This window comes from Comamonas koreensis, from assembly GCF_021026195.1.
Classification (GTDB): Bacteria; Pseudomonadota; Gammaproteobacteria; order Burkholderiales; family Burkholderiaceae_C; genus Comamonas; species Comamonas koreensis.
Window position 1 is genome coordinate 273,210 of sequence record NZ_JAJNCT010000005.1, and the last position, 23,305, is coordinate 296,514.

At 63.5% G+C, this 23,305-nt stretch carries 14 protein-coding genes; 9 read left to right on the forward strand and 5 right to left on the reverse strand.

Annotation, left to right across the window (positions count from 1 at the left end; all coding sequences use genetic code 11):
- Positions 1 to 11: 11 nt before the first annotated feature.
- The 7 genes from LPW39_RS03365 to LPW39_RS03395 all read left to right on the forward strand — a co-directional run bounded on the left by LPW39_RS03365 (position 12) and on the right by LPW39_RS03395 (position 11,351).
- Complete coding sequence (locus LPW39_RS03365) at positions 12 to 1,088, forward strand: alcohol dehydrogenase (RefSeq protein WP_230771332.1); 1,077 nt, start codon at positions 12 to 14, stop codon at positions 1,086 to 1,088.
- A 25-nt stretch (positions 1,089 to 1,113) separates the two neighbouring features.
- On the forward strand, positions 1,114 to 2,544 hold the full coding sequence (locus LPW39_RS03370) for an NAD-dependent succinate-semialdehyde dehydrogenase (protein ID WP_230771335.1): 1,431 nt from the start codon (positions 1,114 to 1,116) through the stop codon (positions 2,542 to 2,544).
- Between the two features lie 92 nt (positions 2,545 to 2,636).
- A complete protein-coding gene (locus LPW39_RS03375) occupies positions 2,637 to 5,918 on the forward strand; it encodes a carboxyl transferase domain-containing protein (RefSeq protein ID WP_230771337.1) in 3,282 nt (1,093 codons plus the stop codon).
- Between the two features lie 72 nt (positions 5,919 to 5,990).
- A complete protein-coding gene (locus LPW39_RS03380) occupies positions 5,991 to 7,616 on the forward strand; it encodes an AMP-binding protein (protein WP_230771338.1) in 1,626 nt (541 codons plus the stop codon).
- On the forward strand, positions 7,613 to 9,427 hold the full coding sequence (locus LPW39_RS03385; RefSeq protein WP_230771340.1) for a class I adenylate-forming enzyme family protein: 1,815 nt from the start codon (positions 7,613 to 7,615) through the stop codon (positions 9,425 to 9,427). Before LPW39_RS03380 ends, LPW39_RS03385 begins: the two co-directional genes overlap by 4 nt.
- Before the next feature lie 115 nt (positions 9,428 to 9,542).
- Positions 9,543 to 10,754: an ABC transporter substrate-binding protein gene (locus LPW39_RS03390; protein ID WP_230771342.1), complete on the forward strand. Its 1,212-nt coding sequence runs from the start codon at positions 9,543 to 9,545 to the stop codon at positions 10,752 to 10,754.
- 111 nt (positions 10,755 to 10,865) lie between these two features.
- Positions 10,866 to 11,351 (forward strand): toxin-activating lysine-acyltransferase, encoded by a 486-nt coding sequence (locus tag LPW39_RS03395; protein ID WP_230771344.1) that lies wholly within the window; start codon positions 10,866 to 10,868, stop codon positions 11,349 to 11,351.
- A gap of 118 nt (positions 11,352 to 11,469) precedes the next feature.
- Here LPW39_RS03395 and LPW39_RS03400 read toward each other — a convergent pair whose 3' ends face one another.
- Positions 11,470 to 14,160, reverse strand: a complete 2,691-nt coding sequence (locus LPW39_RS03400; RefSeq protein ID WP_230771346.1) for a DUF5979 domain-containing protein — start codon at positions 14,158 to 14,160, stop codon at positions 11,470 to 11,472.
- Positions 14,161 to 14,744: 584 nt separating this feature from the next.
- Here LPW39_RS03400 and LPW39_RS03405 point away from each other — a divergent pair.
- Positions 14,745 to 16,034 carry an IPTL-CTERM sorting domain-containing protein gene (locus LPW39_RS03405; RefSeq protein ID WP_230771348.1) on the forward strand — a complete coding sequence of 430 codons (1,290 nt, stop codon included), beginning with the start codon at positions 14,745 to 14,747 and terminating at the stop codon, positions 16,032 to 16,034.
- A gap of 254 nt (positions 16,035 to 16,288) precedes the next feature.
- Positions 16,289 to 17,146: a hypothetical protein gene (locus LPW39_RS03410; RefSeq protein WP_230771349.1), complete on the forward strand. Its 858-nt coding sequence runs from the start codon at positions 16,289 to 16,291 to the stop codon at positions 17,144 to 17,146.
- Positions 17,147 to 17,217: 71 nt separating this feature from the next.
- On the opposite strand, the gene LPW39_RS03415 is transcribed toward LPW39_RS03410, so the two are convergent.
- The 4 genes from LPW39_RS03415 to LPW39_RS03430 form a co-directional block, all read right to left on the reverse strand.
- A complete protein-coding gene (locus LPW39_RS03415) occupies positions 17,218 to 18,321 on the reverse strand; it encodes an acyltransferase family protein (protein ID WP_230771351.1) in 1,104 nt (367 codons plus the stop codon).
- A gap of 319 nt (positions 18,322 to 18,640) precedes the next feature.
- Positions 18,641 to 19,741, reverse strand: a complete 1,101-nt coding sequence (locus LPW39_RS03420; protein WP_230771353.1) for a siderophore-interacting protein — start codon at positions 19,739 to 19,741, stop codon at positions 18,641 to 18,643.
- On the reverse strand, positions 19,738 to 21,024 hold the full coding sequence (locus tag LPW39_RS03425; protein ID WP_230771355.1) for an MFS transporter: 1,287 nt from the start codon (positions 21,022 to 21,024) through the stop codon (positions 19,738 to 19,740). Before LPW39_RS03425 ends, LPW39_RS03420 begins: the two co-directional genes overlap by 4 nt.
- Positions 21,024 to 23,204, reverse strand: coding sequence for a TonB-dependent receptor (locus tag LPW39_RS03430; protein ID WP_230771357.1), 2,181 nt, complete (start codon positions 23,202 to 23,204; stop codon positions 21,024 to 21,026). Before LPW39_RS03430 ends, LPW39_RS03425 begins: the two co-directional genes overlap by 1 nt.
- Positions 23,205 to 23,305 lie beyond the last annotated feature (101 nt).

Below are 23,305 nucleotides of genomic sequence, written 5' to 3' on the forward strand. Positions count from 1 at the left end.
GAGACAAGCGCATGTCGAACGCAACCGCCAGCCCTGGCGAACAGCTGAGTTACCAGGTCGTCGATTTTGGCCAACCGCTGCAACTGGCGCGCCGCGCCATTGCTGCGCCTGAGGGCAGCGAGGTGCTGGTGCGCATCAGCGCCTGCGGCGTCTGCCACAGCGATCTGCACATGGCCGAGGGCTTTTTTGACCTGGGTGACGGCCGCCACTTCGGCCTGGAAAAAGTGCTCAAACCGCCCCGCACCCTGGGCCATGAGATCGTCGGCACCGTGGCCGCCAACGGGCCCGATGCCCAAGGCGCGCTGGGCCGCTCGGTGATCGTCTTCCCCTGGATTGGCTGCGGCCAATGCGCGCTTTGCGCCCGGGGTGATGAACACCTGTGCGCCCGCCCCGAGAGCCTGGGCACCACGCGGGATGGCGGCTTCAGCACCCATGTGCGCGTGCCCCACCCGCGCTACCTGATCGACCACAACGGCATTGACGCCGCCTTTGCCGCCACCCTGGCCTGCTCGGGGCTGACGGCCTACTCGGCCCTGAAAAAAGTGGCGCCCGCGACCGAGCAGGCGCCGCTGGTCATCATTGGCGCGGGCGGCGTGGGCTTGGCGGCCGTGGCGCTGGCCAAGGCCTTGCATGGCCTGGGGCCCATCGTTGTCGATATCGACCCGGCCAAGCGCCAGGCCGCGCTGGATGCCGGCGCCAGCCGTGTGGTGGACCCGGCCGAGGCGGATGCCGCCAAGACCCTGGCGCGCTCCAGCGCCGAAGGCGTATCGGCCGTGCTCGATTTTGTCGGCTCCACACGCAGCTTCGAGTTTGCCAATGCCGTCGTCGGCAAGGGCGGAAAGATCCTCATCGTGGGCCTGTTTGGTGGCAGCGCCAGCATCCAGCTGCCGCTGATCCCCATGCGCGCCATCTCCATCGGCGGCTCCTATGTGGGCTCGCTGGCCGAGCTGCGCGAGCTGGTGGCACTGGTCCAGCAGGGGGTGTTGCCGTCCCTGCCGCTCAGCAGCCGCCCGCTGGGCGACGTGCAGACCGTGCTGGACGAGCTGCGTGCCGGCAAGGTCACCGGCCGCGCCATTTTGCAAAGCTAAAGCCAGAAAAAACCAGGAGCACCGCATGAACTACCAGGTCCCATTGCTGATCGACGGCCAGTGGCGCGACAGCAGCAGCCAGGAATGGCTGGACATCATCAACCCCGCCGACGAAACCAGCATTGGCCGCGTGGCCAAGGCCAGCCGCGCCGACCTGGATGCCGCGCTGGCCGCTGCCCAGACCGGCTTTGCCGCCTGGCGCAAAACCTCGGTGATGGAGCGCTCGACCTATCTGCGCAAGGCTGCCGCGCTGGTGCGCGAGCATGCTGAAGAGATGGCGCTGATGCTGGTGCATGAGCAAGGCAAGCGCCTGACCGAGGCACGCATTGAGCTGTCAGGCGCCAGCGAGGTGCTGGAATGGTTTGCCGAAGAGGCGCGCCGCTGCTACGGCAGCATGATCCCGCCGCGCTCGCCCGAGCTGCGCCAGTATGTACAGCATGAGCCGGTGGGCCCGGTGGCAGCGTTCACGCCCTGGAACTTCCCGATCAACCAGGCCGTGCGCAAGATAGCCGCCGCACTGGCTGCGGGCTGCTCGATCATCGTCAAGGGCTCGGAAGAAACGCCGGTGGCGCTGGCCCGCTTTATCCAGGTGCTGGAGCAGGCCGGCCTGCCCGCAGGCGTGCTCGGCCTGGTCTATGGCGTGCCCGGTGACATCTCCGAGCACCTGATTGCCTCGCCCGTGGTGCGCAAGATCTCGTTCACCGGCTCCACCTCGGTGGGCAAGCTGCTGAGCGCGCAAGCGGGCGCAGCGATGAAGCGCGTGTCGATGGAGCTGGGTGGCCATGCACCCGCCATCGTCTGCGACGACGCCGACCTGGCGCGCAGCCTGAAATTGCTGGGCGTGCAGAAGTTCTGGAACGCCGGCCAGGCCTGCATCTCGCCCTCGCGCTTTCTGGTGCAGGCGCCCTTGTACGACGAGGCCATTGCCGGTTTTCAACGCATTGCCGAAGGCTATGTGATGGGCAATGGCCTGGACAAGGCCACCCGCATGGGCCCGCTGGCCAACCCGCGCCGGGTGGCCGCCATGCAGGCCCTGGTGGACGACGCGGTGGCCAAGGGCGCCCGTGTGGTGACGGGCGGCAAGGCACCGGATGGCAAGGGCTACTTTTTTGCGCCCACGGTGCTGGCCGATGTGCCGCAGGATGCGCGCATCTTCAACGAAGAGCCCTTTGGCCCGATTGCCGCGTTTGCGCGCTTTGACAGCGATGCCCAGGCGCTGCAAGAGGCCAACCGCCTGCCCTGGGGCCTGGCGGCCTATGTGTTCACCGGCTCGGCCACGCGCGGCGAATGGTTCAAGAACGAGATCGAAAGCGGCCTGGTCGGCATCAACTCGATTGCGATGGGCTACCCCGAACAGCCGTTTGGCGGCGTCAAGGATTCGGGCTATGCCAGCGAAGGCGGCGCCGATGCGCTGGCCTTCTACCTCAGCAGCAAGTTCGTCAGCCAAACCATCTGAGCGCGCAGGCCGGCGCCCATCCGCTGCCGGCCCGCTGCCGGCCCGCTGCCGCGCCGATGCGGGGCAGCGTGATCGAAGAGAGAAGGATTTCCATGCACAAGGTATTGATCGCCAACCGGGGGGAGATTGCGGTGCGCATTGCGCGCACGGCCGCAGACCGGGGCATCGCAAGCGTTGCCGTCTACGCCAGCGACGATGCAGCGAGCCTGCACCGCCGCACGGCCGACCAGGCGCGCGCGCTGGACGCCCAGGGCGCAGCCGCCTATCTGAACGGCGCGCACCTGATTGAGATTGCCCACCAGGAAGGCTGTGATGCCATCCACCCCGGCTACGGCTTTTTGAGCGAGAACGCGGCTTTTGCGCAGGCCTGCGCGGCCGCCGGTCTGCGCTTTATCGGCCCCTCGGTCCAGGCGCTGGAGACCTTTGGCGACAAGGCCCAGGCGCGCGCCTTGGCCCAGCGCGAGCAGGTGCCGGTGGCGCAAGGCACGCAGAGCGCCACCAGCCTGGCGCAGGCCCAGGCCTTTATGCAGCAGCTGGGCGGGCCGGTGATGCTCAAGGCTTTGGCGGGCGGCGGCGGGCGGGGCATGCGCGCGGTGATGCACGCCGCAGACCTGGCCGCAGCCTTTGACCGCTGCAGCTCCGAAGCGCTGAGCGCCTTTGGCCGCAGCGATCTGTATGTGGAGCAGCGCATCGGCGGTGCGCGCCATATCGAAGTGCAGATCGTGGGCGACGGCAGCGGCGCGGTGCAGCACCTGTTTGAGCGCGATTGCAGCTTGCAGCGCCGCCACCAGAAGCTGCTGGAGATAGCGCCCAGCCCCTTCATCAGCGCCGCGCTGCGCGCGCAGCTGCTGCAGCATGCCTGCCGCCTGGGCGCCGCGATGCACTACCAAGGCCTGGGCACGGTGGAGTTTCTGGTCGACAGCCGCAGCGGCCAATACATCTTTATCGAATGCAATCCGCGCCTGCAGGTGGAGCACACCATCACCGAGGCCATCACCGGGCTGGACCTGGTGGCGCTGCAGTTTGCGCTGGCCGATGGTGCCAGCCTGCAGGACCTGGGCCTGGACCAGGCACGGCCGCTGCCGCGCCAGTTTGCGCTGCAGGCGCGTGTGAACATGGAAATCATGCAGCCCGATGCCCAGGCCCTGCCCACGGGCGGCACCCTGGCGCGCTTTGAGCCGCCCACCGGCCCGGGCGTGCGCGTGGACAGCTTTGGCTATACCGGCTACGAGACCTCGGGCAACTACGACTCCTTGCTGGCCAAGGTGATCGTCAGCGGGCCCAGCCAGTTCGAGGTGCTCTGCGCCAAGGCCGATCGCGCGCTGGCCGAGTTCCATATCCAGGGTGTGGAGACCAACCTGGACTACCTGCGTGCGCTGCTGCGCGACGCGCAGCTGCTGCGCGGAGAGATCGACACCACCTATGTGGAACGCCAAGGCCCGGCGCTGCATGCGGCTGCCACGGCGCTGGCAGCACAGCGCCAGCCTGGTCCGCAGGGCGCTGGCCAGAACGCCTTGCCATCCAACAGCAACGACGAGCCCGCACTGCCTGAGGGCGCGCATGCGGTGCGCGCTGCGATGCGCGGTCGCTTGATTGCGCTGGAGACCGATGCCCATAGCGTGCTGGCCAAGGGCGCATCGGTGGCGGTGCTGGAGGCCATGAAGCTGGAGCACAGCGTGGCCTTGGGCCACGGCGGCCGCTTTGTGGCGCGCAGCGCGCTGCTGGGCGAGGTGGTGGCGACAGGCACCCTGCTCGGCTGGGTGCTGCCCGATGCATCGGCCGATGCACTGGCCAGCGAGCAGCAGCAGGCCGACCTGGATGCGATACGCCCCGATCTGGCCAAGGTGCTGCAGCGCCAGCAAGGCTTGATGGATGCGGCCCGGCCCGAAGCGGTGGCCAAGCGCCGGCGCCATGGCAAGAACACCGCGCGCGAGAACCTGGACCAGCTGCTGGATGCCGGCAGCTTTGTCGAATATGGCGGCTTGACCCTGGCGATGCAACGCGGCCGCCGCAGCGAGGAGGAGCTGATTCGCCTGAGCCCGGCGGACGGCACCATCACCGGCCTGGGCCGCATCAACGGCCTGCAGTTTGGCCCCGAGCAATCGCGCTGCGCAGTGATGGCCTATGACTACACGGTGTTTGCCGGCACGCAGGGCTTTATGGCCCACCGCAAGATGGACCGCATCGTGCACACCAGCGAACGCCTGGGCCTGCCCTTTGTGCTGTTTGCCGAAGGCGGCGGTGGCCGGCCCGGTGACACCGACTACGTGGGCGTGTCGGGGCTGGAGTTCACCACCTTCACGCACATGGCGCGGCTGTCGGGCAAGGTGCCGACGATTGGCGTGGTTTCGGGCCGCTGCTTTGCCGGCAATGCCGCCTTGCTGGGCTGCTGCGATGTGATCATCGCCACGCAGGATGCCAGCATCGGCATGGCCGGGCCGGCAATGATCGAAGGCGGCGGCCTGGGCGTGGTGGCGGCCGACGAGGTGGGGCCCGTGGCCGTGCAGATGCGCAATGGCGTGATCGACCTGCTGGCCCGCGACGAGACCGAGGCGGTGGCCCTGGCCCAGACCTACCTGGGCTTTGTGCAGGGCAAGCTGCCGCCCGGCGAACATGCCGACCAGCGCCGGCTGCGCGCACTGGTGCCCGAAAACCGGGTCAAGGGCTACGACATCCGTGCCGTGGTGCAGACCTTGTTTGACAGCGGCAGCTTTCTGGAGCTGCGCTCCCAGTTTGGCCGCAGCGTGGTCACCGGCTTTGCGCGGCTGCAGGGCCAGGCCGTGGGCGTGCTGGCCAACGATGGCAGCCACCTGGGCGGCGCGCTCGATGCCAACAGCGCCGACAAGATATCGCGCTTTCTGGAGCTGTGCGACAACTACGGCCTGCCGGTGGTGTCGCTGTGCGATACGCCGGGCTTCATGGTCGGGCCCGAGAGCGAGAAGGCGGCAGCCGTGCGGCACTTTGCCCGCATCTTTGTGACGGCCAGCCACATCAAGGTGTCGGTGCTTGCGATTGTGCTGCGCAAGGCCTATGGCCTGGGCGCGCAGGCCATGCTGGGCGGCAACCTGTTGGTGCCAGTGGCCACGGTGGCCTGGCCCACCGGTGAGCTGGGGCCCATGGGCATTGAAGGCTCGGTGCGCCTGGCCTACCGGCGCGAGTTGGAAGCCTTCGAGGACGCTGCCGAGAAGGCCGCCTACTTCCAGGCCAAGACCGAAGAGATCTATGCCCAGGGCAAGGCGCTGAACGTGGCCAGCTACAACGAGATCGACGATGTGATCGACCCGGCGCAGACACGCGACTGGCTGGCCAGCATGCTCGCCAGCCTGCCAGCAGCCAGCCCGGGGCGGGCGGCATCGGGGGTATCGCCCTGGTAGCCAACCCGCCCCCGCCTCACCCCAAACACTGCGACCGAGATCCCCAAAAACACCAGGACCGTAGGAGACACCATGACCCCCATCGCGTACCGGCAACAAGAAAAGCCCTTGCATGAGTACCTGCGCCAGCATGCGCGCACCCAGCCCGACAAGCCAGCCTTCATCTGGTATGGCAGCGCCCTCAGCTGGGCGCAGCTGGACCAGATGAGCGATACCTTTGCGCGCCAGCTGCAGCAGCGCGGCGTGGTCAAGGGTGACCGGGTAGCGCTCTTCATGCAGAACTGCCCGCAGTACGTGATTGCGCATATCGGCATCCAGAAGCTGGGTGCGGTGGTGGGGCCCTGCAGCCCGCTGTTCAAGGGCCATGAGCTGGAGTACCAGCTCTCCGACCTGGGCGCCAAGGTGATCGTCGCGGCCGATGTGCTCTACGAGATCGTGCAGGCGGCGCGCCCCAAGACGGCGATTGACCATGTGTTCCTGACCCACTACGCCGATCTGCTGCCTGCCCAGCCGACGATCGACCTGCCCGCAGAAATCGACACGCCCAAGCGCCATATCGAAGGCACGACAGACTTTTTGGACTGCCTGCACAACCCACAGCCCGCGCCCGATGTGGGCCCGCTGGACATGGACGATGTGGCGCTGATGACCTATACCTCGGGCACCACCGGCCTGCCCAAGGGGGCCATGCTGACCTACCGCAATGCGCTTTTCAAGGCCCATGCAGCGGCAGACAACAACCCCATCCGCGATGACGACACCATGCTGGCGGTGGCGCCGCTGAACCACATCGCGGGCATGCTGATCGGCCTCAATGTCACGCTCTACACCGGCATCCCCTGCGTGCTGCTGTACCGCTTTGATCCCGTGCAGGTGCTGCAGGCGCTGGCGCGCTACCGGGTGACCTGGTGGTACAGCGTGGCCAGCATGAATGCGGCAGTGATGCAGGTGGAAGGCGCGCGCGACTATGACCTCAGCGCGCTGCGCATGAACCCCAGCACCAGTTTCGGCATCAGCATCAACCAGGCGCTGGCCGAGCAATGGCGCGGCTTTGCACCGCAGTGCCAGCTGTTCGAGGTGACCTATGGCATGTCCGAAACCCACACCTGGGACACCTCGATGCCCGTCGATGCCATCAAATGGGGCGCGCATGGCATTCCCATCCAGGGGGTGGAATGCCGTGTGATCGATGCCGGCAGCGGCCAGGACCTGCCCGCTGGCCAGGTGGGCGAGCTGGTCTTGCGCAGCCCGGGCAACTTCAAGGGCTACTGGAACAAGCCCGAGGCCACGGCCAGCACCTTGAAGGACGGCTGGGTGCATACCGGCGACATGGCCAAGATCGACAGCGATGGCTACCTGACCTTTGCCGGCCGCTTCAAGGAGATGATCAAGGTATCGGGCTACAGCGTCTTCCCGGAAGAGGTCGAGTCCATCATGATCAAGCACCCCTCGGTGGCGCAGGTGGCGGTGATCGGCATCGACGATGCGCTCAAGGGCCAGGCGGTCAAGGCCGTCGTCATTGCGCGCAAGGGCGCGCCGGTGGTGAGCGCGCAGCAGCTGATTGACTGGTGCCGCGAGCAGATGTCGGTCTACAAGGCGCCCCGGGAGATCGAGTTTCGGGATGCGCTGCCCACGACGGGCACCGGCAAGGTGCTGCGGCGCCTGCTGAAGGAGCCGCAGAAAGCGAGCGCCGCATGAGCACCGCCGTCCACCCCGTGGCAGCGCTGGACAAGCCCGCGCTGCTGGAGCTGTTGCAACGCGATGGCGAACTGGTCACCGAGCGCCTGGCGCACTGGGCGCGTACCAAGGGCGACCAGCTCTTCTACCTGTATGGCGAAGACGATGTGCGCCTGAGCTATGCCGAGTTTGACCGCATCACCGATGCCATCGCTGGCAACCTGGCCGCTGCCGGCATCGGCCGGGGCATGCCGGTGTCGGTGTTCATGCGCAACCAGCTCATCAGTGCCTTGGCCATGTTTGGCATCTGGAAGGCCGGCGCCGTCTTTGCGCCGATCAATTTTGCGCTGACCGAGCGCCTGCTGGCCTACCAGATTGGCGACACCCAGCCGGTGATGCTGCTGGCAGAGCGCGCGCTGGTCCCCGCCCTCAATGCCATCGCTGAGGAACTGGGCCAGGTCGCCCCGCTGGCCCGTGTGGTGGTCTACGAGCCGCCCGCCGGCAGCCATGATGCGGTAGCGGACGGCGTGGCCTACAGCGGCCCGCATGCGGAAACGGCATGGGCCGCGCTGCTGCAGCCCGCAGCCAAGCCGGAGGTGGCCCTGGCCTTTGACGACCTCTGCAACATCATCTACACCTCCGGCACCACCGGGCCATCGAAAGGCGTGGTGCAGAGCCACCGCTGGATGAACCAGTACACCTACCTGTTCCGCCAGATGCTCAATGGACATGACGTGGTCTACAACGACCTGCCGATGTACCACGTGGGCGGCGCAGTGTTCAATGTGGTGCGGGCGGTGTGGGCCGGCAGCGGTCTGGCCTGCTGGGACCGCTTCAGCCCCCATGACTTCTGGCGCCGCATTGCAGTCAGTGGCGCCACCAGCGCGGTGCTGGTGGACACGATGATCTCCTGGCTGGCCAAGGCAGCGCCAGCAGCCACCGACCACCACAACAGCCTCAACAAGGTCTACATGCAGCCGCTGCCCCAGCGCCATGTGGAGATTGCGCGCCGCTTTGGCTTTGACTTTGTGACGGCCGGCTTTGGCCAGACGGAGTCGGGCATGTCCTGCTTCACGGTCATTGAAGAGACGGACGCCAGCTGCGAATCCCCGCCCGCCTACCGGCGCGGGCAGACGCGCGAGGCGATCCGCGCGCAGGCAGCCGCCCTGGGCCTGGAGCTGCTGGGCCCGGCGCAGGCCGGCCAGGTGGGCAAGGGCTACCTGGGCCACCCCTGCCTGTTTGTGGAGGCTGCCGTGCTGGACGAGCGCGACGGCGAATGCCCTGTGGGCGTGGCCGGGCAGCTGGCTTTTCGGTCGAAGCTGCCTTATTACCTGCTGGTGGAATACCTGGGCAAGCCCCAGGCGACTGCCAAGGCCTTTCGCAATCTCTGGTTCCACACCGGCGACTCGGCGCTGCGCCATGCCGATGGCAGCCTGAGCTTTGTGGACCGCATGGGCGACCGCATCCGGGTGCGTGGCGAGAACATCTCGTCCTTCCATATCGAGGACCTGGTCAACCAGTACCCGGCCGTCGAGATGACGGCGGCCTTTGCCATCCCCGCGCACGAGGGCGATGAGGACGATGTGGTGGTCTATGTGGTGGCGCGCGCGCAGCAAGTGGTCGACCGCCAGGCCCTGCATGACTGGTGCGACCGCAAGATGCCCAAGTTCATGCGGCCGCGCCATATCCGCGTGGTCGAGCAGTTCCCGCGCACGCTGACGCAGAAGATCGAGAAGTTCAAGCTCAAGGCCATGATCCTGGCCGAGCTGCAGGGCCAGCCTGCCAACGAGACAGCGGCCACGCCAGCCACGAAGGAGCGCCGCATGACCTGACACCTCCGCCCTGCCCCAACTGGCCTAGCGCCGACCCCTTTGTGCGATCCGTTACACCGTGCCCACCAGGCTACCTGGCCGAGGCCCACGATAAAAATACCAGGAGACCATTTCCATGAAGTTCAGAACCACTTGTTTGACGACCCTGTTTGCATCTGCTGGCCTGGCCTCTGGCGCCTGGGCGCAGGGCCTATCCGACAACGCCGTGCGCATAGGGGTGATCAGCGACACCTCCAGCGCCTACGCCGATATTGGCGGCAAGGGCACGGTGGCGGCGGCCACGATGGCGATCAAGGATTTTGGCGGCACGGTGCTGGGCAAGCCGATCGAGCTGCTGTCGGTGGACCACCAGAACAAGGCCGACATCGGTGCCACCCGCGCGCGCGAATGGTTTGACCGCGAGAACGTGGACATGGTCATCGGCCTGGGCAACACCGCCGTGCACAACGCGGTGGCCACCGTGGCCAAGGAAAAGAACAAGGTGCTGATCAACACCGAGGCGGGTTCGAGCTCGATCACCGGCGAGAACTGCGCGGCCAACATCGTGCACTACACCTACGACACCTATGCCACCGCCAACAGCACCGTGAAGGCGGTGACCGAGGGCGGCGCCAAAAGCTGGTACATCGTGGCGGTGGACTATGCCTTTGGCCAGGCACTGTCCAACGACATCACGGCAGCCGTCGACAAGAACGGCGGCAAGGTGATCGGCACGGTCAAGCACCCGCTCAATGCGCCCGATTTCTCGTCGTACATGCTGACGGCGCAGGCCTCCAAGTCCGATGTGATTGCGCTGGCCAATGGCGTGAACGACACCATCAACTCCATCAAGAGCGCACGCCAGTTCGGCATCACCGACAAGCAAAAGGTGGCCGCCGCGCTGATGTTCATCTCGGACGTACATGCGCTGGGCCTGAAGACCGCCCAGGGCATGTATGCGACGACCGCCTTCTACTGGGACCGCACGCCCGAGAGCCGCGCCTGGTCGCAAAAGTACTTCAAGGTCATGAACAAGATGCCGACCATGGCGCAGGCCGGCACTTACTCGGCGGTGATGCACTACCTCAAGGCGGTGGAAGCGGCCGGCACCGACGAGACCGGTGCGGTGATGACGGCGATGAAGAAGATGCCCATCAAGGATTTCTTCAGCGACGACGGCCGGATCCGCGAGGACGGCCGCATGGTGCATGACATGTACCTGGTGCAGGTCAAAAAGCCGGAGGAGTCCAAGGCGCCTTGGGACTACTACAAGATCATTGCGACCATCCCGGGCGACCAGGCGTTCCGGCCGCTGTCCGAGGGCAAGTGCCCGCTGGTCAAATCCTGAAGGCCTGCTGCGGCCACACCCCGGCCGCAGGCCTTTCGGAACGGGGAGTTTTCGCCAAACAACGCTGGGCTGGGCGTATATTGTCAGTGTCGAAAATTCTTGGAGCCTTGCATGCAGTTGGATGGTGTTCGCGTCATAGCGCCCAGTCGTTACCCCGAGGATGCATGGAACGAGGCAGAGGTTCTGGGCGGCCTGGTCTGGCTCTGGAACCAGCACGGCTACTATCGCCAAAGCTCGGTCGAGTCGGCGATGGAGATACTGACGGCGATCATTGCATCGCGCAATTTCTGCTTCTTCGTCAAAGACCACAAGCCGCTGGGCTATGTCAATTGGGCCTTTCTGAACGAACGGGATGAGCAGGCCTATATCCGCAAAGCCGAACCCTATGCGGCTTTTCTCAATCGCCCCCATGATGGCAGCAGCCCCGTACGCATGTGGATGCTGTCCTGGTTCTTTCCTGCTGGCGGAGGGCCGGTGGCCAAGCGCTTGCTGAGAAAGCATGTACTCAAGGACGAGCGGGTCCATTTCCTGTACCACAAACCCGCGTCAGGTACCGTCACAACCAAGTTCTTCTCGGGCATGGATATGGATCGTTAATCTCCCATCGGGTGCGCTGGCAACGCCTGAGATGAACAGCTCCAGCCTCAAGGCCTGAAGCCGCACCGCCATGCAGGCGGTGCGGCTTTCTTCCGAGCAGTGGACCTGCGCCGAGGTCTTACCTATTGGACTGCTTCTCAGCGCGTTGGCGCCGCCATGCCATCAGACCGATCAGGCCGGCCAGACCACCCAAGGCCAGCGGTGCATTGACGGGCACACGCGCCAGGTCGCGCGTCTGCTTGGTCAACCGGTTGGTGATGGTAGCGGTGGCCGTCTGCCCAGCCACGACGCTGGCAGGCTGGCTATAGGTAGGCGCGGCCCACGCCATGCCATCCGGATCGGCCGGCAGGGTCTCCGTCACGGTGCACTGGCTGCCCGCTGGCACGGCAATGGGTGCGGCGCTTCCCTGGTTACCCGCCACGGCAATGCTGCCCGCGGTGCTGAAAGCAGGGTTGACGCAGGCCACGCCAAAGCTGATGGTGCCGTTGTACGGGGCCGCGCCTTCAGGCACTTGCACCGTCTTGTTGACCTGGAGCATGCCGGTCGCCGCCACGGTATTGCTCAAGGTGTTGGTGATCGTGGCAGCTTGCTCCTGGCCTGTCACCACCGGGCTGATTGGCGAATAGGCCGGAGGCCCCCAGGCGTAGCCCGCAGGCGCGGCGGGCAAGGTTTCGGTGACCGTGCACTGGCTGCCTGCTGGCACCGTGATGGGGTTGGACACGCCCTGGTTGTTGCTGACATAAATGCTGCCATTCTGCACAGGACCGCTGTCACAGCTCAGTGCAAAATCAATCGCACCGCTAAAGGGTGCTGCCCCCGATGGCGCGTTGACCTGTTTGCGCACAACGATGGTGCCAGTGCCCAGCCGGGACTGCAGGTACCAGTTATTGCCCACCTTCACCAGCTCATAGACAAAATTGCCTTGGGCCACCGTGCCGCCATCGAGCGTGAAGGTCGCCGCTGAGTTGCCCGACACGTCGACCACCAGAATGCCGTTGCCGGTGGTCAACGCACCACCGCAGGCGGCACCTGCAGAAGGTGACACCTTGATCACCGTAGTGCCGCTGGTGTCTCCCACCACTTTCAGCACATCCGAGGGTGCACTGCTGTCGCCCAGGCAGGTATCTACCGCCAGTACCGCCGCATTGCTGCCGGTATAGCTGGACTGAACGGTCAGCACATCGTTGGGCTCGCTGTCGACCAGATCGATGGTGGAGGCGTTTGAGCTGACCGGGCCATTCATCACAAAGGCGCCTGCACCTGCTTTGAACCCCTGGAGCCTGGAGGCAGCCGTCATCGCAAGGCTGGTGTAAGTGGCGGTCTTGTCGCCATTGCTCTTCTCGACCAGGCTCCATACCGAGGCATTGTTCAAACCGATGTTGAGCGTGGAGCTGGGATAGGCTTTGTTGCTCAAACCTCTGGCCACGCTGGCATGGTCCAGCGTCAGCTGGACGGAGCTGGCTGTCGTAGAGCTGCGGTATTTGACGATGTCGATCAAATAGCCATTGCTCGCTGCGCTGAGGTCGGAGCCCTGGTCAAACAGGATCTGTGCATTTTGCTGACCGCTGTCGATGAGCAGCAGGGGGGCGGTGACGGACTGCGTTGTCACGGTTGCTTTGCCAAACTGCGCCTGGATATTTTGCGAATCCGTGCTGCTGCCCCAGTCGTCAATGCCGATGGCCAACGCAGAGCGGCTGGCCTTGATACTGGCAGAACTGTTGGCACCGTTGGCAAGCAGCTGCGATCCGGAGACGGCCAGTTTGATGGCCGGGCTCATATAAGGCTGGCTGCCCCCAAGCGTCGGGTCCATGTCTATTTGCAGCGCACCAGTCGAGGTGACCAAGCCTTTGCCTGTACCGACGGCGCGGGACTTGCCGACCTTGATGGCACTGCTGTCGGCGGCTGCGCCGCTTCTGACCAGTTTGATCGTGCTGTTGTTGAGCACGGCTTGCGAGACAGCCTCACCACCACTGCCTGTGGCCGCGCCGGACACGTAGATTCCTTCCATGCGCTCGCCCGTCATCGACATATTGAGCTGGCCCTTGACCTCAATCTTGCCGGAGCTGCCATTGCCAGCGTCCTGGTTTGCACCTTGAATGGCACGCAGGCCTGAGTTAAGAACCGGAGTTTTAGTCCCGCCAGAGGAGGTCTGGTTCAAGGCCAAGTTATCGAAGCTGACTGTGGTGAAGGTGCCGTTTCGCGCGGTGTTGTTTGTGCCACCCTCCCCGGAATCCACGGTAGATCCAGCCAGTACGCCGTATATGGCAACGCCACCAGACCTATTGTCGCCCGCATAGGTCATTGCCGCCGTGATATCGGCATTCGCAACGCTGACATTGACCCCACTATGGCTGCCAATGCTGCCTGTGTTCTCTGTGGAGGCGATATCCAGCTTGATGTTGCCAGCCTGCATGGACGCGTTTCTGCCTCCGGGCGCTCCGGGACCGGTCGCGTACTGGTTACCGATGCCACCATAGCCACCTGTGACATGGGCTTTGATGTCTGCATTACCAATGGTCAACACGCTGTCGAGATTGGAACGGGTCAGGATGTAAAAGCCGGCCGCCCCGGTTTGCGAGAGTTGGCCCGCTGTGGGAGGCACAACGGTACAGGTAGCGTCGGGACCGCTATTTCCTGGCAAATAGGAGCCATCGGGCGCTTGGCTGCAGTTCTGTGCCTGGGCTGCTGCTGCCATGCACAAGAGCACTACGCCCACCGCCGTTTGCTTACCGCCGCGTTTGCTCACCTCGGAGCACGCCACCCAGGCACCCAACGCCGCGTTCCACTTGCTGGTATAGGTTTTGTTCATCTCACCTCCGTTGAACTATTGATCAATAGAATATCTATAAAAGAAACTCTAATAGCACGACTGATTCTGAGACTGCGCCTCGCAAATGTCGAGGGTTAAATAACCTATTTCAAACTGTCAATTAATGTGAACAAAACGCTGGTTGGGAGCCAAGCCATCAATCCATTTAGAAACAAGCAATTGCATTGATATATATCAAATCATATGCACCATAAATAAAACTGCTTGTTACGTTAACTATAACGGTCCGACAAAGCCAGCCATGAAATCACATCCTATTGATTTTTAATATAAATTTAAAATTCAAATGTTTTTCAGACTGAGGCTTCAGCGGCTGTAAACCATCGATTCAAAAAAAATAAAGGCGTGGCGGATACGAATAAAGGGGCATTTGATGGCTAGCCAAGAAACAAAATTTCACAATGTGCCATATTTGACTCTCTCCATCGCCAGATAGCACTGATTGTCAATTAATGTCACGCCAAAAATATACTGACGCTCTAATGCTATAAACCCAGGCTAATTCAATTCCTGCCTGAACAGTTCTGACCTGGTTATGGCAGTCCCTACCAGAGCTTTCAAACATGCTTTTGATTCGCCGTATCCCTTGCCCTACCCTGCTCATGGGACTGACCGTCGCAGCCCCCCTGACAGGCTTTGCCGAGCTGGTATACCGGCCAGATGCACCGCTGCCAATCCCCAGCTTTACCTGCAGCAATGCAGCTGATCCCAGCCCCACGGCAGGGGCGCTGAAAAATCCTGGACAGGTGCTCAACACCAATGCCGTCAGCATCAGCGACCGGGGCAACCAGCAGCGTTGGGCCTACGCGTTTGACCCCGCAGCACCCGGCTCTCACACCATTCCTCAGGCGACTGCGGGGGCTACCGAAGAAATTCCTACGTCGTTCACCTTGCCCGGAAACGTGGTGCCTGCTGCCCTCAGCAGCCTGCCTGCTTTGGCCTGGCAGCATTTCTCGGGGCGTGAGGTGTTTGCCTATAACGGCGGTACTACAACCAGTCCCCAACTGGGCACTGGGCAATCGCTGGGCTCTGTCGGCTTCTACACCGCCAACCCCAATGGCGGTGCAGCCAGCAACCAGACGCGCTTTTTGCGCTACCAGTTCTATCTGGCGCCTGAGGCGGACGCAGCCAGCTACCAACTGACCCTGGGCGGCGTGGGTGCCGATGACCAGATTGCCGGCTATTACATCAACGGCGTGTTGAGCGGCACCAACCCGGTTTTGGGCGCCGGCGCTACTGCAGACCTGCAGTGGAAAACGGGGCTGAACACGTTGACGATTGCACTGTTCGACACCATTCCGTCAGCCACACGCCTGGTTGTGGGCAATGCAAGTTCCTCGGCGTGTATCTTGCAGACCTTGGCGGTCAACGTGGCCGTTCAAGATCCTGTGATCACCACGGCGCAAACAGAGACCTTCAGCGGCATAGCCACCGCTGCAGCACCTGGCAGCAGCACCCCAACGCCACTGCCCGTGGGCACCCAGGTGGGCCTGACCCTCACTGGCCCGAACGGTTTCAGCGCGAGCCAAAACACCACCGTGACCGGCAGTGCCGGTGAATACAGCCTGATCTGGCCTGCGGGTCTGGAGCCTGGCAGCTACGAGGTGATCGCCCACCTGAGTGATCAGCCAACAGTGCAATCGGGCGTTGGCAGCTTCACGGTGGAGGCCGTGGTCGTCCCTCCTCCGCCACCACCTCCGCCACCACCCCCTCCCCCTCCTCCCCCGCCGCCAGCTCCGCCGGTTCCGCCCACCCCACAAGCGGTTCCATCGCTAGGCGAATGGGGCGTCATCGGCTTGGGCACATGCCTGGCCTTGCTGGGCGGACGCCGCCTGCGCCGCCGACGGGTCTGACTGAGGACGCAAGCCGCTTTTTAGCGGCTTTTGCTTGCTGCAAATTTCGGCATGTCCATCCGACGCGTCACGCATCGCAGCTCCTTCCACACTGCCGGTCTTGTCAGCCGATCGCGAGAGTTCCCGCAATATCGAAATGCACTCTGGCTAAAGATGTCCAGGCAGAACGCAAGAAAAAGGCGGCTCGGTAGGTTCCAGGCAAGCAAAATGTAAGAATTACTTACTAGAATGTAAATATTTACAATGGAGATACGATGATTTTCAAGAAGATTGCAGTGGTGGGTGCCTTGCTCGGTACCAGTTTGGCTTACGCATTTGCGCCTCAGACGGGTACCTGGATCATGACCAGCGAAGTCAACGGCAAACCAGGCCGTGGTTTGGCCATTGATGTGCAGGACAACACCTTGGTCATGCAAATGTATGCCTACGATGCCAGCGGCAATGCCACGTTCTACATGACCAGCGGCACCCTGGCCGATGACCGCTACTCTGCGCCTCTGAACAAATACCGTGGTGGCCGTTATCTGGGCAGCGGCGATCTGTCGGGCAAGGAGGACGGCAGTGCAGGTACTGTGTCGATCCGCTTTGAATCGGGAACCAAAGGCTATATCACCTTGCCTGGGGAGGCAGAGAAAGAAATTTCGCGCTTCAACTTTGCCTATGGCAACAATCCCGAGGGCCTCAAGGGCATCTGGATTTTCAGCCCCCTGAATTCATTGACGCCCACTTCGGACTTTTTCAGGCTCGAAAAGATGCAAGCGGCAACAGCCAATGGCAATGGGCTGATCACCACCGCGGCAGGCACCTTTGGCTGCGAATACCAGGTGTCTGGAGCCGCCGTGGGCACAGTGATTTGCGCAAAGGTGAGCGCAGCGGGCAGATTGCTCGGCGGCTATCAATTCAGCTACAGCGTGAATGAGGGAGAAGGCTACTACCTCAATAGCGCTGGTGCACGAGCATCTATCGCCACCATGCACCGCTTGGCGAATCGCGCAGATACCGGAACGGGCATCATCCTCAAGACCGAAGCCAATGACGACAGCGTCGCACCTGCCGTTAGCCCTGAACAGCTCCGCCTGGCGATCGAAAGCGTGGCTGCACAAGCTGAGTAAATGCCCTGGCTGGCCCAGGCTTTAAACCCAAACCGCCCCAGGGCGGTTTTTTCATGCCTTTATGGCAACGCTCAACCAGACACACCAACGACGGGTTTGCGCCGAAGCCCCAGCGAGAAATCCTTCTTGCTCCATCGCTTGAACAGCTGCAAAGCTGGCTCCTCTACCAGCTTCCAGGACATCAGCGCGACGACCCAGGTCAAAGGGATCGCCATCACCGTCATTTGCAGCGGCGTGGCGGCAGGATAGAACTTGGCGATCAGCTGCTGTATCGGCCAGCCATACAAATAGGTGCCATAGGAGATATCCAGCAGCCAGCGCGGGGATGGCAGGCGTGGAACATAGGCGAGCCAGAAAACAAAATAAATGAGCGCAGCGGAACAGGCCAGTTCATAGTGCACCGTATGCCGGCAGGCCCATGCCACGCCGGCCAATACCGCCACGATGGATAGATGCAAGGGGATGCGCGCTTTATGGATGTAGAACAGTGCGCCACAGGCAAAGAACAAGGTCAGCCGGGCAGCCTCTTGCAATGGGACGGATTGGAGCTGGGCAGACTGGTAGGTCCAGATGGCAAATCCTGCTATCAAGGCCGTGGTCAACCAGCGCCAGGAAAAAATGCCCAGTAGCCCCAGCAAGCCCATATAGAGGTACATGCTGCCTTCAATCGGCAGTGTCCAGAGGGAGCCATTAACGGCGGGGCTGTAGCGGTTGCTTTCAAACACACCGGGCAGCAGCCACTGTATTTCTGCCAGTGATGCGTTGGACCACACATAGGACCACGTCAGCGGAGATGACCAGTAATCGGCCTGCGATTGCACGGTGATGAGAGGCCCCATCACCAGCGCGCAGACCAGCACGCAAACCCATAACCCGGGGAACAGACGCATCGCGCGCGCCAGTGCAAACCGAACGATGGACTTGCTGCGCTCGAGGCTGCCCGCAACCAGAAAGCCGCTGATCAGAAAAAATACCGCCACCGCGACATCGCCCGAATAACGGTAGCCCAGGTACTGGGTAAAAAAGTCGCGCTGGCCACTGCCCAATGCCGCAAGCGCAAAGCCATGTCCGTAGATCACGAGCGTGGCAGCCACCAACCGGATCAGCAGAAAATTATCCTTGCGCCCCTCTGCTCCGCCGGCTGCCTCCAGGTAATGTCCAATGCTGTGTCTCATAGAGTTTTATCGTTCGGCCAATATGCGTGGCATAAGTTGTATGGGTGCGGCTCAGCATGCGCAAAGCCGGCCCATGGCTATGCCAAGGACCAGCTTAGAGGCGCGCTACCAACATCCACCCTGTCAGATGGCAGCGTCGGCAGCCATTCGGTGGCTTTTTAAAGAGCCGCCCATCGCGACAAGCGCAACTATGCCATGTTTACACAGCCTTTACGGGCCTTTTCCTGCGCACGCAATTCCGCTTGGACAGTGCTGCGCGCGCGTGCACCGCCTGGCCTACGGGCAATGGATGTCTCAAGGGCCTGACTCCCTTCACGCATCAACGCCAATAGGTATGCACCAGTGACCTGGTCTGCACCGAGGACGGCAGCCTACCCAGACTGCGGCGCACGGCCTGCGTCAACGGCAACCCGCCTGCGACCCACAGCACCGTATCGCCCTGCTCCCAATCCTGCAGTGCCAGCCACTGCAGCACCTGCGCAATCTCCAGCTGCGACGCACCGGGCACGCCGCCGCGCAACCAGGTGACCTGCATGCCGGCAAACGCTGGCGCCAACGCGGCTTGCTCCTGGGCATCCGACACCCAGAGCAGCAAAGTGGTGGATGGGCCCGCCCGCCGCGCCTGCGCAATGCGGGCCGCTGCGGGCAAGGCACAGGCGTCTGCCACCAGCACGCAGTGCTTGGCTTGCGGCACCAGGCCGCCGGCGGGGCTCAGCACCCCCACCTCGCTGCCCGGTTGCGCGCTGGCGGCCCAGACGGCGCCGGGCCCGGCCATCTGCGGATCGCCATGGCCCATGCCATGGTGGAGCAAGGCATCAACCTCCAGCCAGCCCTCTTCGGTATCCATGGCGCTGATCGTGTAGGTGCGGCGCGCCAATGCCGGTTTGCCGGCCGGCCAATGCAGGCGGTTGACATCGACCAAGGTGGGCCAGGCGGCTGCCTGGCCGGGCTCGGGCAAGAGCATGCGCACATGCAAGCCACCGGGGGCAAAGGCGCTGATATCAGTCGCCGCCAGGCGGATGCGTCGCATGCGCGGCGATAGCGCCTGGTTGCTGAGCACGCGCATCACCTGCAGTTGGGCGGTGGCCGGCGGGGCATCACCTTCCCAGACCACCTCCCAGCTGCCCTCCAGCCAAGCCATCTGGTCGGCAAACTCGGCCAGGTGTTCGGCCAAAGACAGCTGCATCAACTCCCCCATGCGCGGCGCCACGGGTTGCAGCAGGCAGTCGATGCTGCTGGCGCTGGTTTGCTGCAGCCTGACCGTGCCCACATCGGCCAAGGCCAGCAACAAGGTGCCCGCTTGGGGCTGGGTTACGTCAATGCCTTCATCGCGCCAATGCTGCAGCAGCCAATCCACAAATGCGCTGGCTTGCGGCAGATGGATTTGGGCCTTGCGCGAGAGATTCTGCGGAGCTGTCATGCGCGCCTCCCGCCATCGCCGGCCACTTGTGCATGGCGCCGCAGCAGTGCAGCCGTGGCCAGCCAGCAGCCCAGGGCAATGGCCGTCGCAATGGCAAACAGACCGGAGAACTCGAAGTGCTTCGCAATGAAGCCACCGGCCATCGCACTCAGCATGTAGCTCAGCAGCTCGGCGCAGACAAAGATGGAGAAATCCGTACCCGGCTGCCGGCGGCTGGACGAGGCCATGAACAGCGCATACAACGCCACCATCTCCATATAACGCTGCACGCTCAAGCCCACGGCCAAAAGCGCCAAGGATGTTGTGCCGCCCAGCCAGTGGAGTGAATGTGCCAGGAACAAGGCAAAGGCCAGCACCCGCAAGGCGCTCAAGCCCAGCAGCACCTGGCTGCGGCTGCGCTGCTGCAACCACTGCGCCGCCAGCCAGCTGCCCACCAAACCGGCCAAGGCAGCGCCGCTGCCGGCAATCACCCCCACTTCGCTCAGGCTCAGGCCGCTGTGCAGCAGGTAGCTGCTTTCCATGGAGCGCAGCATGCCTTCGCTCAGCCGGTACACAACGGCCAAGCCCAGGATCGCCCAGACACCGGGGCGCTCAAAAAACTGCTTGATGCTGGGGCGCAGGGGCGCTGTAGCCGCGCCGGATTGCGTGTCGTCATCCAGGCCCAAGGGCAGGCCCTCGTCCATCCACGGCAGCGCCAGCAAAGGCAGCAAAGACAGCCCGCCCATCAACAGCAGGGTGGCTTGCCAGCCCCATTGATCGACCAGGGCCATGGCCAAGGTGCCGCCCAGCAGCACGCCGCCGGCCACCGATGCGGCCTGTATCGCATTGCCCCGGCCCAGCTCATCGCTGCGCAGCTGCTGCGTGGCATAACCGTCGGTGGCGATGTCTTGCGTGGCGATGCTGAGCGCCAGGCACATGCCAATGCAGACGATGGTGGTGATGGAGGCCTGGGGCCCGACCCAGGCCAGTGCGCCAATGGCCAGCACCGATGCCAGCTGGGTGCAGACAATCCAGCCCCGGCGGTGGCCCCAGCGCAATGGGCGCAAGCGGTCTACCCAGGGCGCCCACAGAAACTTCAGCACCAGGGGCAGCATCAAGATGGACAGCATGCCCACCTGCTGCAATGGCATGCCTGCAGCGCGCAATGCGGCAGGCACCGTCATGATCATCAAATACGACGGCACGCCCTGCGCAATGTAGAGCGCTACCAGTACCGCCCAGAACTGCCAGGGGCGCTGCGCAGCGTTAACAGGCCCCCCCGGGTTGTGCACACCTGCGGTCATCAGTATTCAACGCTGTAGTTGAGGGAGAAGGTGCGCCCGCGCCCGTAGAAGGCAAAGGTCTGTGGCGACACCGCACCCACGCCGTACAGAGCCATGGCGCGCTGCGACCAGGTCGTCAGGTACTGCTTGTCCAACAGGTTCTGGATGCCGACATTGAGCCGGCCCACCGGCAGCTTGACGCCGCCCATCAGGTCCAGCACCGTGAAGCCGTCAATCTTGCCGGCGCTGTCATCCTTGAGCGTGAACATGTGCGAGGCTTGCAGGCGCAACTGCCAGGGGTTGGGGTTCCACTGCACATAGGTCGACAGCTTGGAGGGGCTCGCCGTCATGATGGACTGCTTGGCCCAGCTGCCGTCCTGCCGCGTCTCTGACCGGATCCACAATGCATTGCCACCTAGCGCCCAGTTCTTGGAGACGGCCACGTCCAGGCTGCCTTCCCAACCGTAGTTGCGCCGCTTCTCATCGAGCACATTGATGGTCACATTGTTGTTGGCGTTGTTGAGCTGCAAGGTCTGGTCAGACCAGGCATAGAACAGCGCGGACTGCAGCTTGACGGCGCCGCTGGCCTGCTTGAAGCCCCATTCCACCTGCCGCGTCTTGATGCCTTGCAGCGGAGAGCTTTTCGGATCAATACCGCTGACCAGTTGCCAATGCGTGCCATTGGCCTGGTAGTTGCCTTGGCCGTAGTACTTGCCCGGGTCCGGCAGCTCAAAGCCTTCGGCGTAGTTGAGCCAGGTGCTGCGGGCAGCATCGATCTGGTAGCGGGCGCCCAGGTTGAACAGGCTCACGTTGTAGCTGTTCTTGCCGCCGGGGATGGCATCGGCCGAGTTGCCACGGCCCAGCAGCATGTAGAGCTGCTGGGTGTAGCCCACAAAATCGTCCACCTGCAAGTCGGTGCTTTGGTAGCGCAGGCCGCCGGTCAAGCTCCATTGCGGGTTCAGCTTCCACTCAGCCTGTGCAAAGGCTGCAGCGGTGTTGACGCGGTAGCCCGGGTAGCGGCCGGTGCTGCCGATTTGCCGGTTGACCATGCCGCCGCTGGCCAGCGCCTGCGCGGTATCAAACACGGTGGCGCTGCCATCAAAGCTCTCGCGGTCCCAGTCCAGGCCATAGCGCACACTCAGGTCGCCCCAGGACTTGGCCAGCGCGGCCTTCAGGCCCCAGGTGTCGGTGTTCTGGTGGGAGGCGGTCACGACAGAGCTGGGGAACGGTGCAAAGTCGAGCTTCTCCTGGCGCCAGAAGGCCTGCAGATACAGGTCCTGGTCGCCCCAGACCTTGGCGGCATGGTAGTCGGCATTGAACATGGCCCGCTCGGTCTGCGGCATCACATCGCTGACAAAGCCGCCGCGCTGCTCCAACAGCTCGGGCTTGCCACCCATGATGCCCACCAGGTTGGGGCCGCCATACAGGTAGGAGGCGCCATCAAAGCGGTTGCGGTAGTACTGCGCGGTCAGGCCCAGGCTCTGCTCGGGGCTGATCTTGATTTGCACATTGCCCAGCACATCCACACCCTTGGTGTTCTGGGCATCGGTCTGGGCAATATCGGTGCGCACCGGCTTGCCCTGGCCGTCGTAATAGCTGCCATTGTTTTGCAGCGCAATGCCCAGGCGCGCCTGCACCTGCTCATTGCCGCCGGCAATGGATTGCGCCAGCCGGTACTGGTGGTCGCGCGAGCCCTGGAAGCCGGAGGTGACCCCCACTTCGCTGCCCAGTTGCAGGCCAGCGGTGCTGCCTTTTTTGGTAATGATGTTGACAATACCGCCGGTGGCGCCGCCACCGTACAAGGCGCTGGCGCCCGACAGCACCTCGATGCGGTCGATATTGAAGGGGTCAATCGCATCGAGCTGCCGGGCCGTGCCGCGCGAGCTGTTGAGCGACACGCCATCGACCATGACCAGCATGGTGCGCCCACGCAGGTTCTGGCCAAAATTGCTGCGCGACTGCCCGCCCAGGTCAATTCCCGGCACCAACTGCCCCAGGGCCTCGGCGACACTTTTGCCGGCCGTCACTTGCTGCTGCAGCTGTTCGCTGTCGATGACCTGGGTGGTCTGTGCCAACTCGCTGCGGATGCTGGGCGCAGCCGATGCCACCACATGCTGCACCGCCAAGTGGGTATCTGCCTCTGCGCCATCAGACTCTGCGGCCGCAGCCACCGTCTGCGCCTGCGCGCTGCTGGCCAGCACCCCGATAGCCAGGCTGATGGGCGCAATCGCCCATATAGCACCCCAATTGTTCCGCTGACCTGCGCCCGACCGCCCCTGATTCTGCATAGCTACGCCTTTTG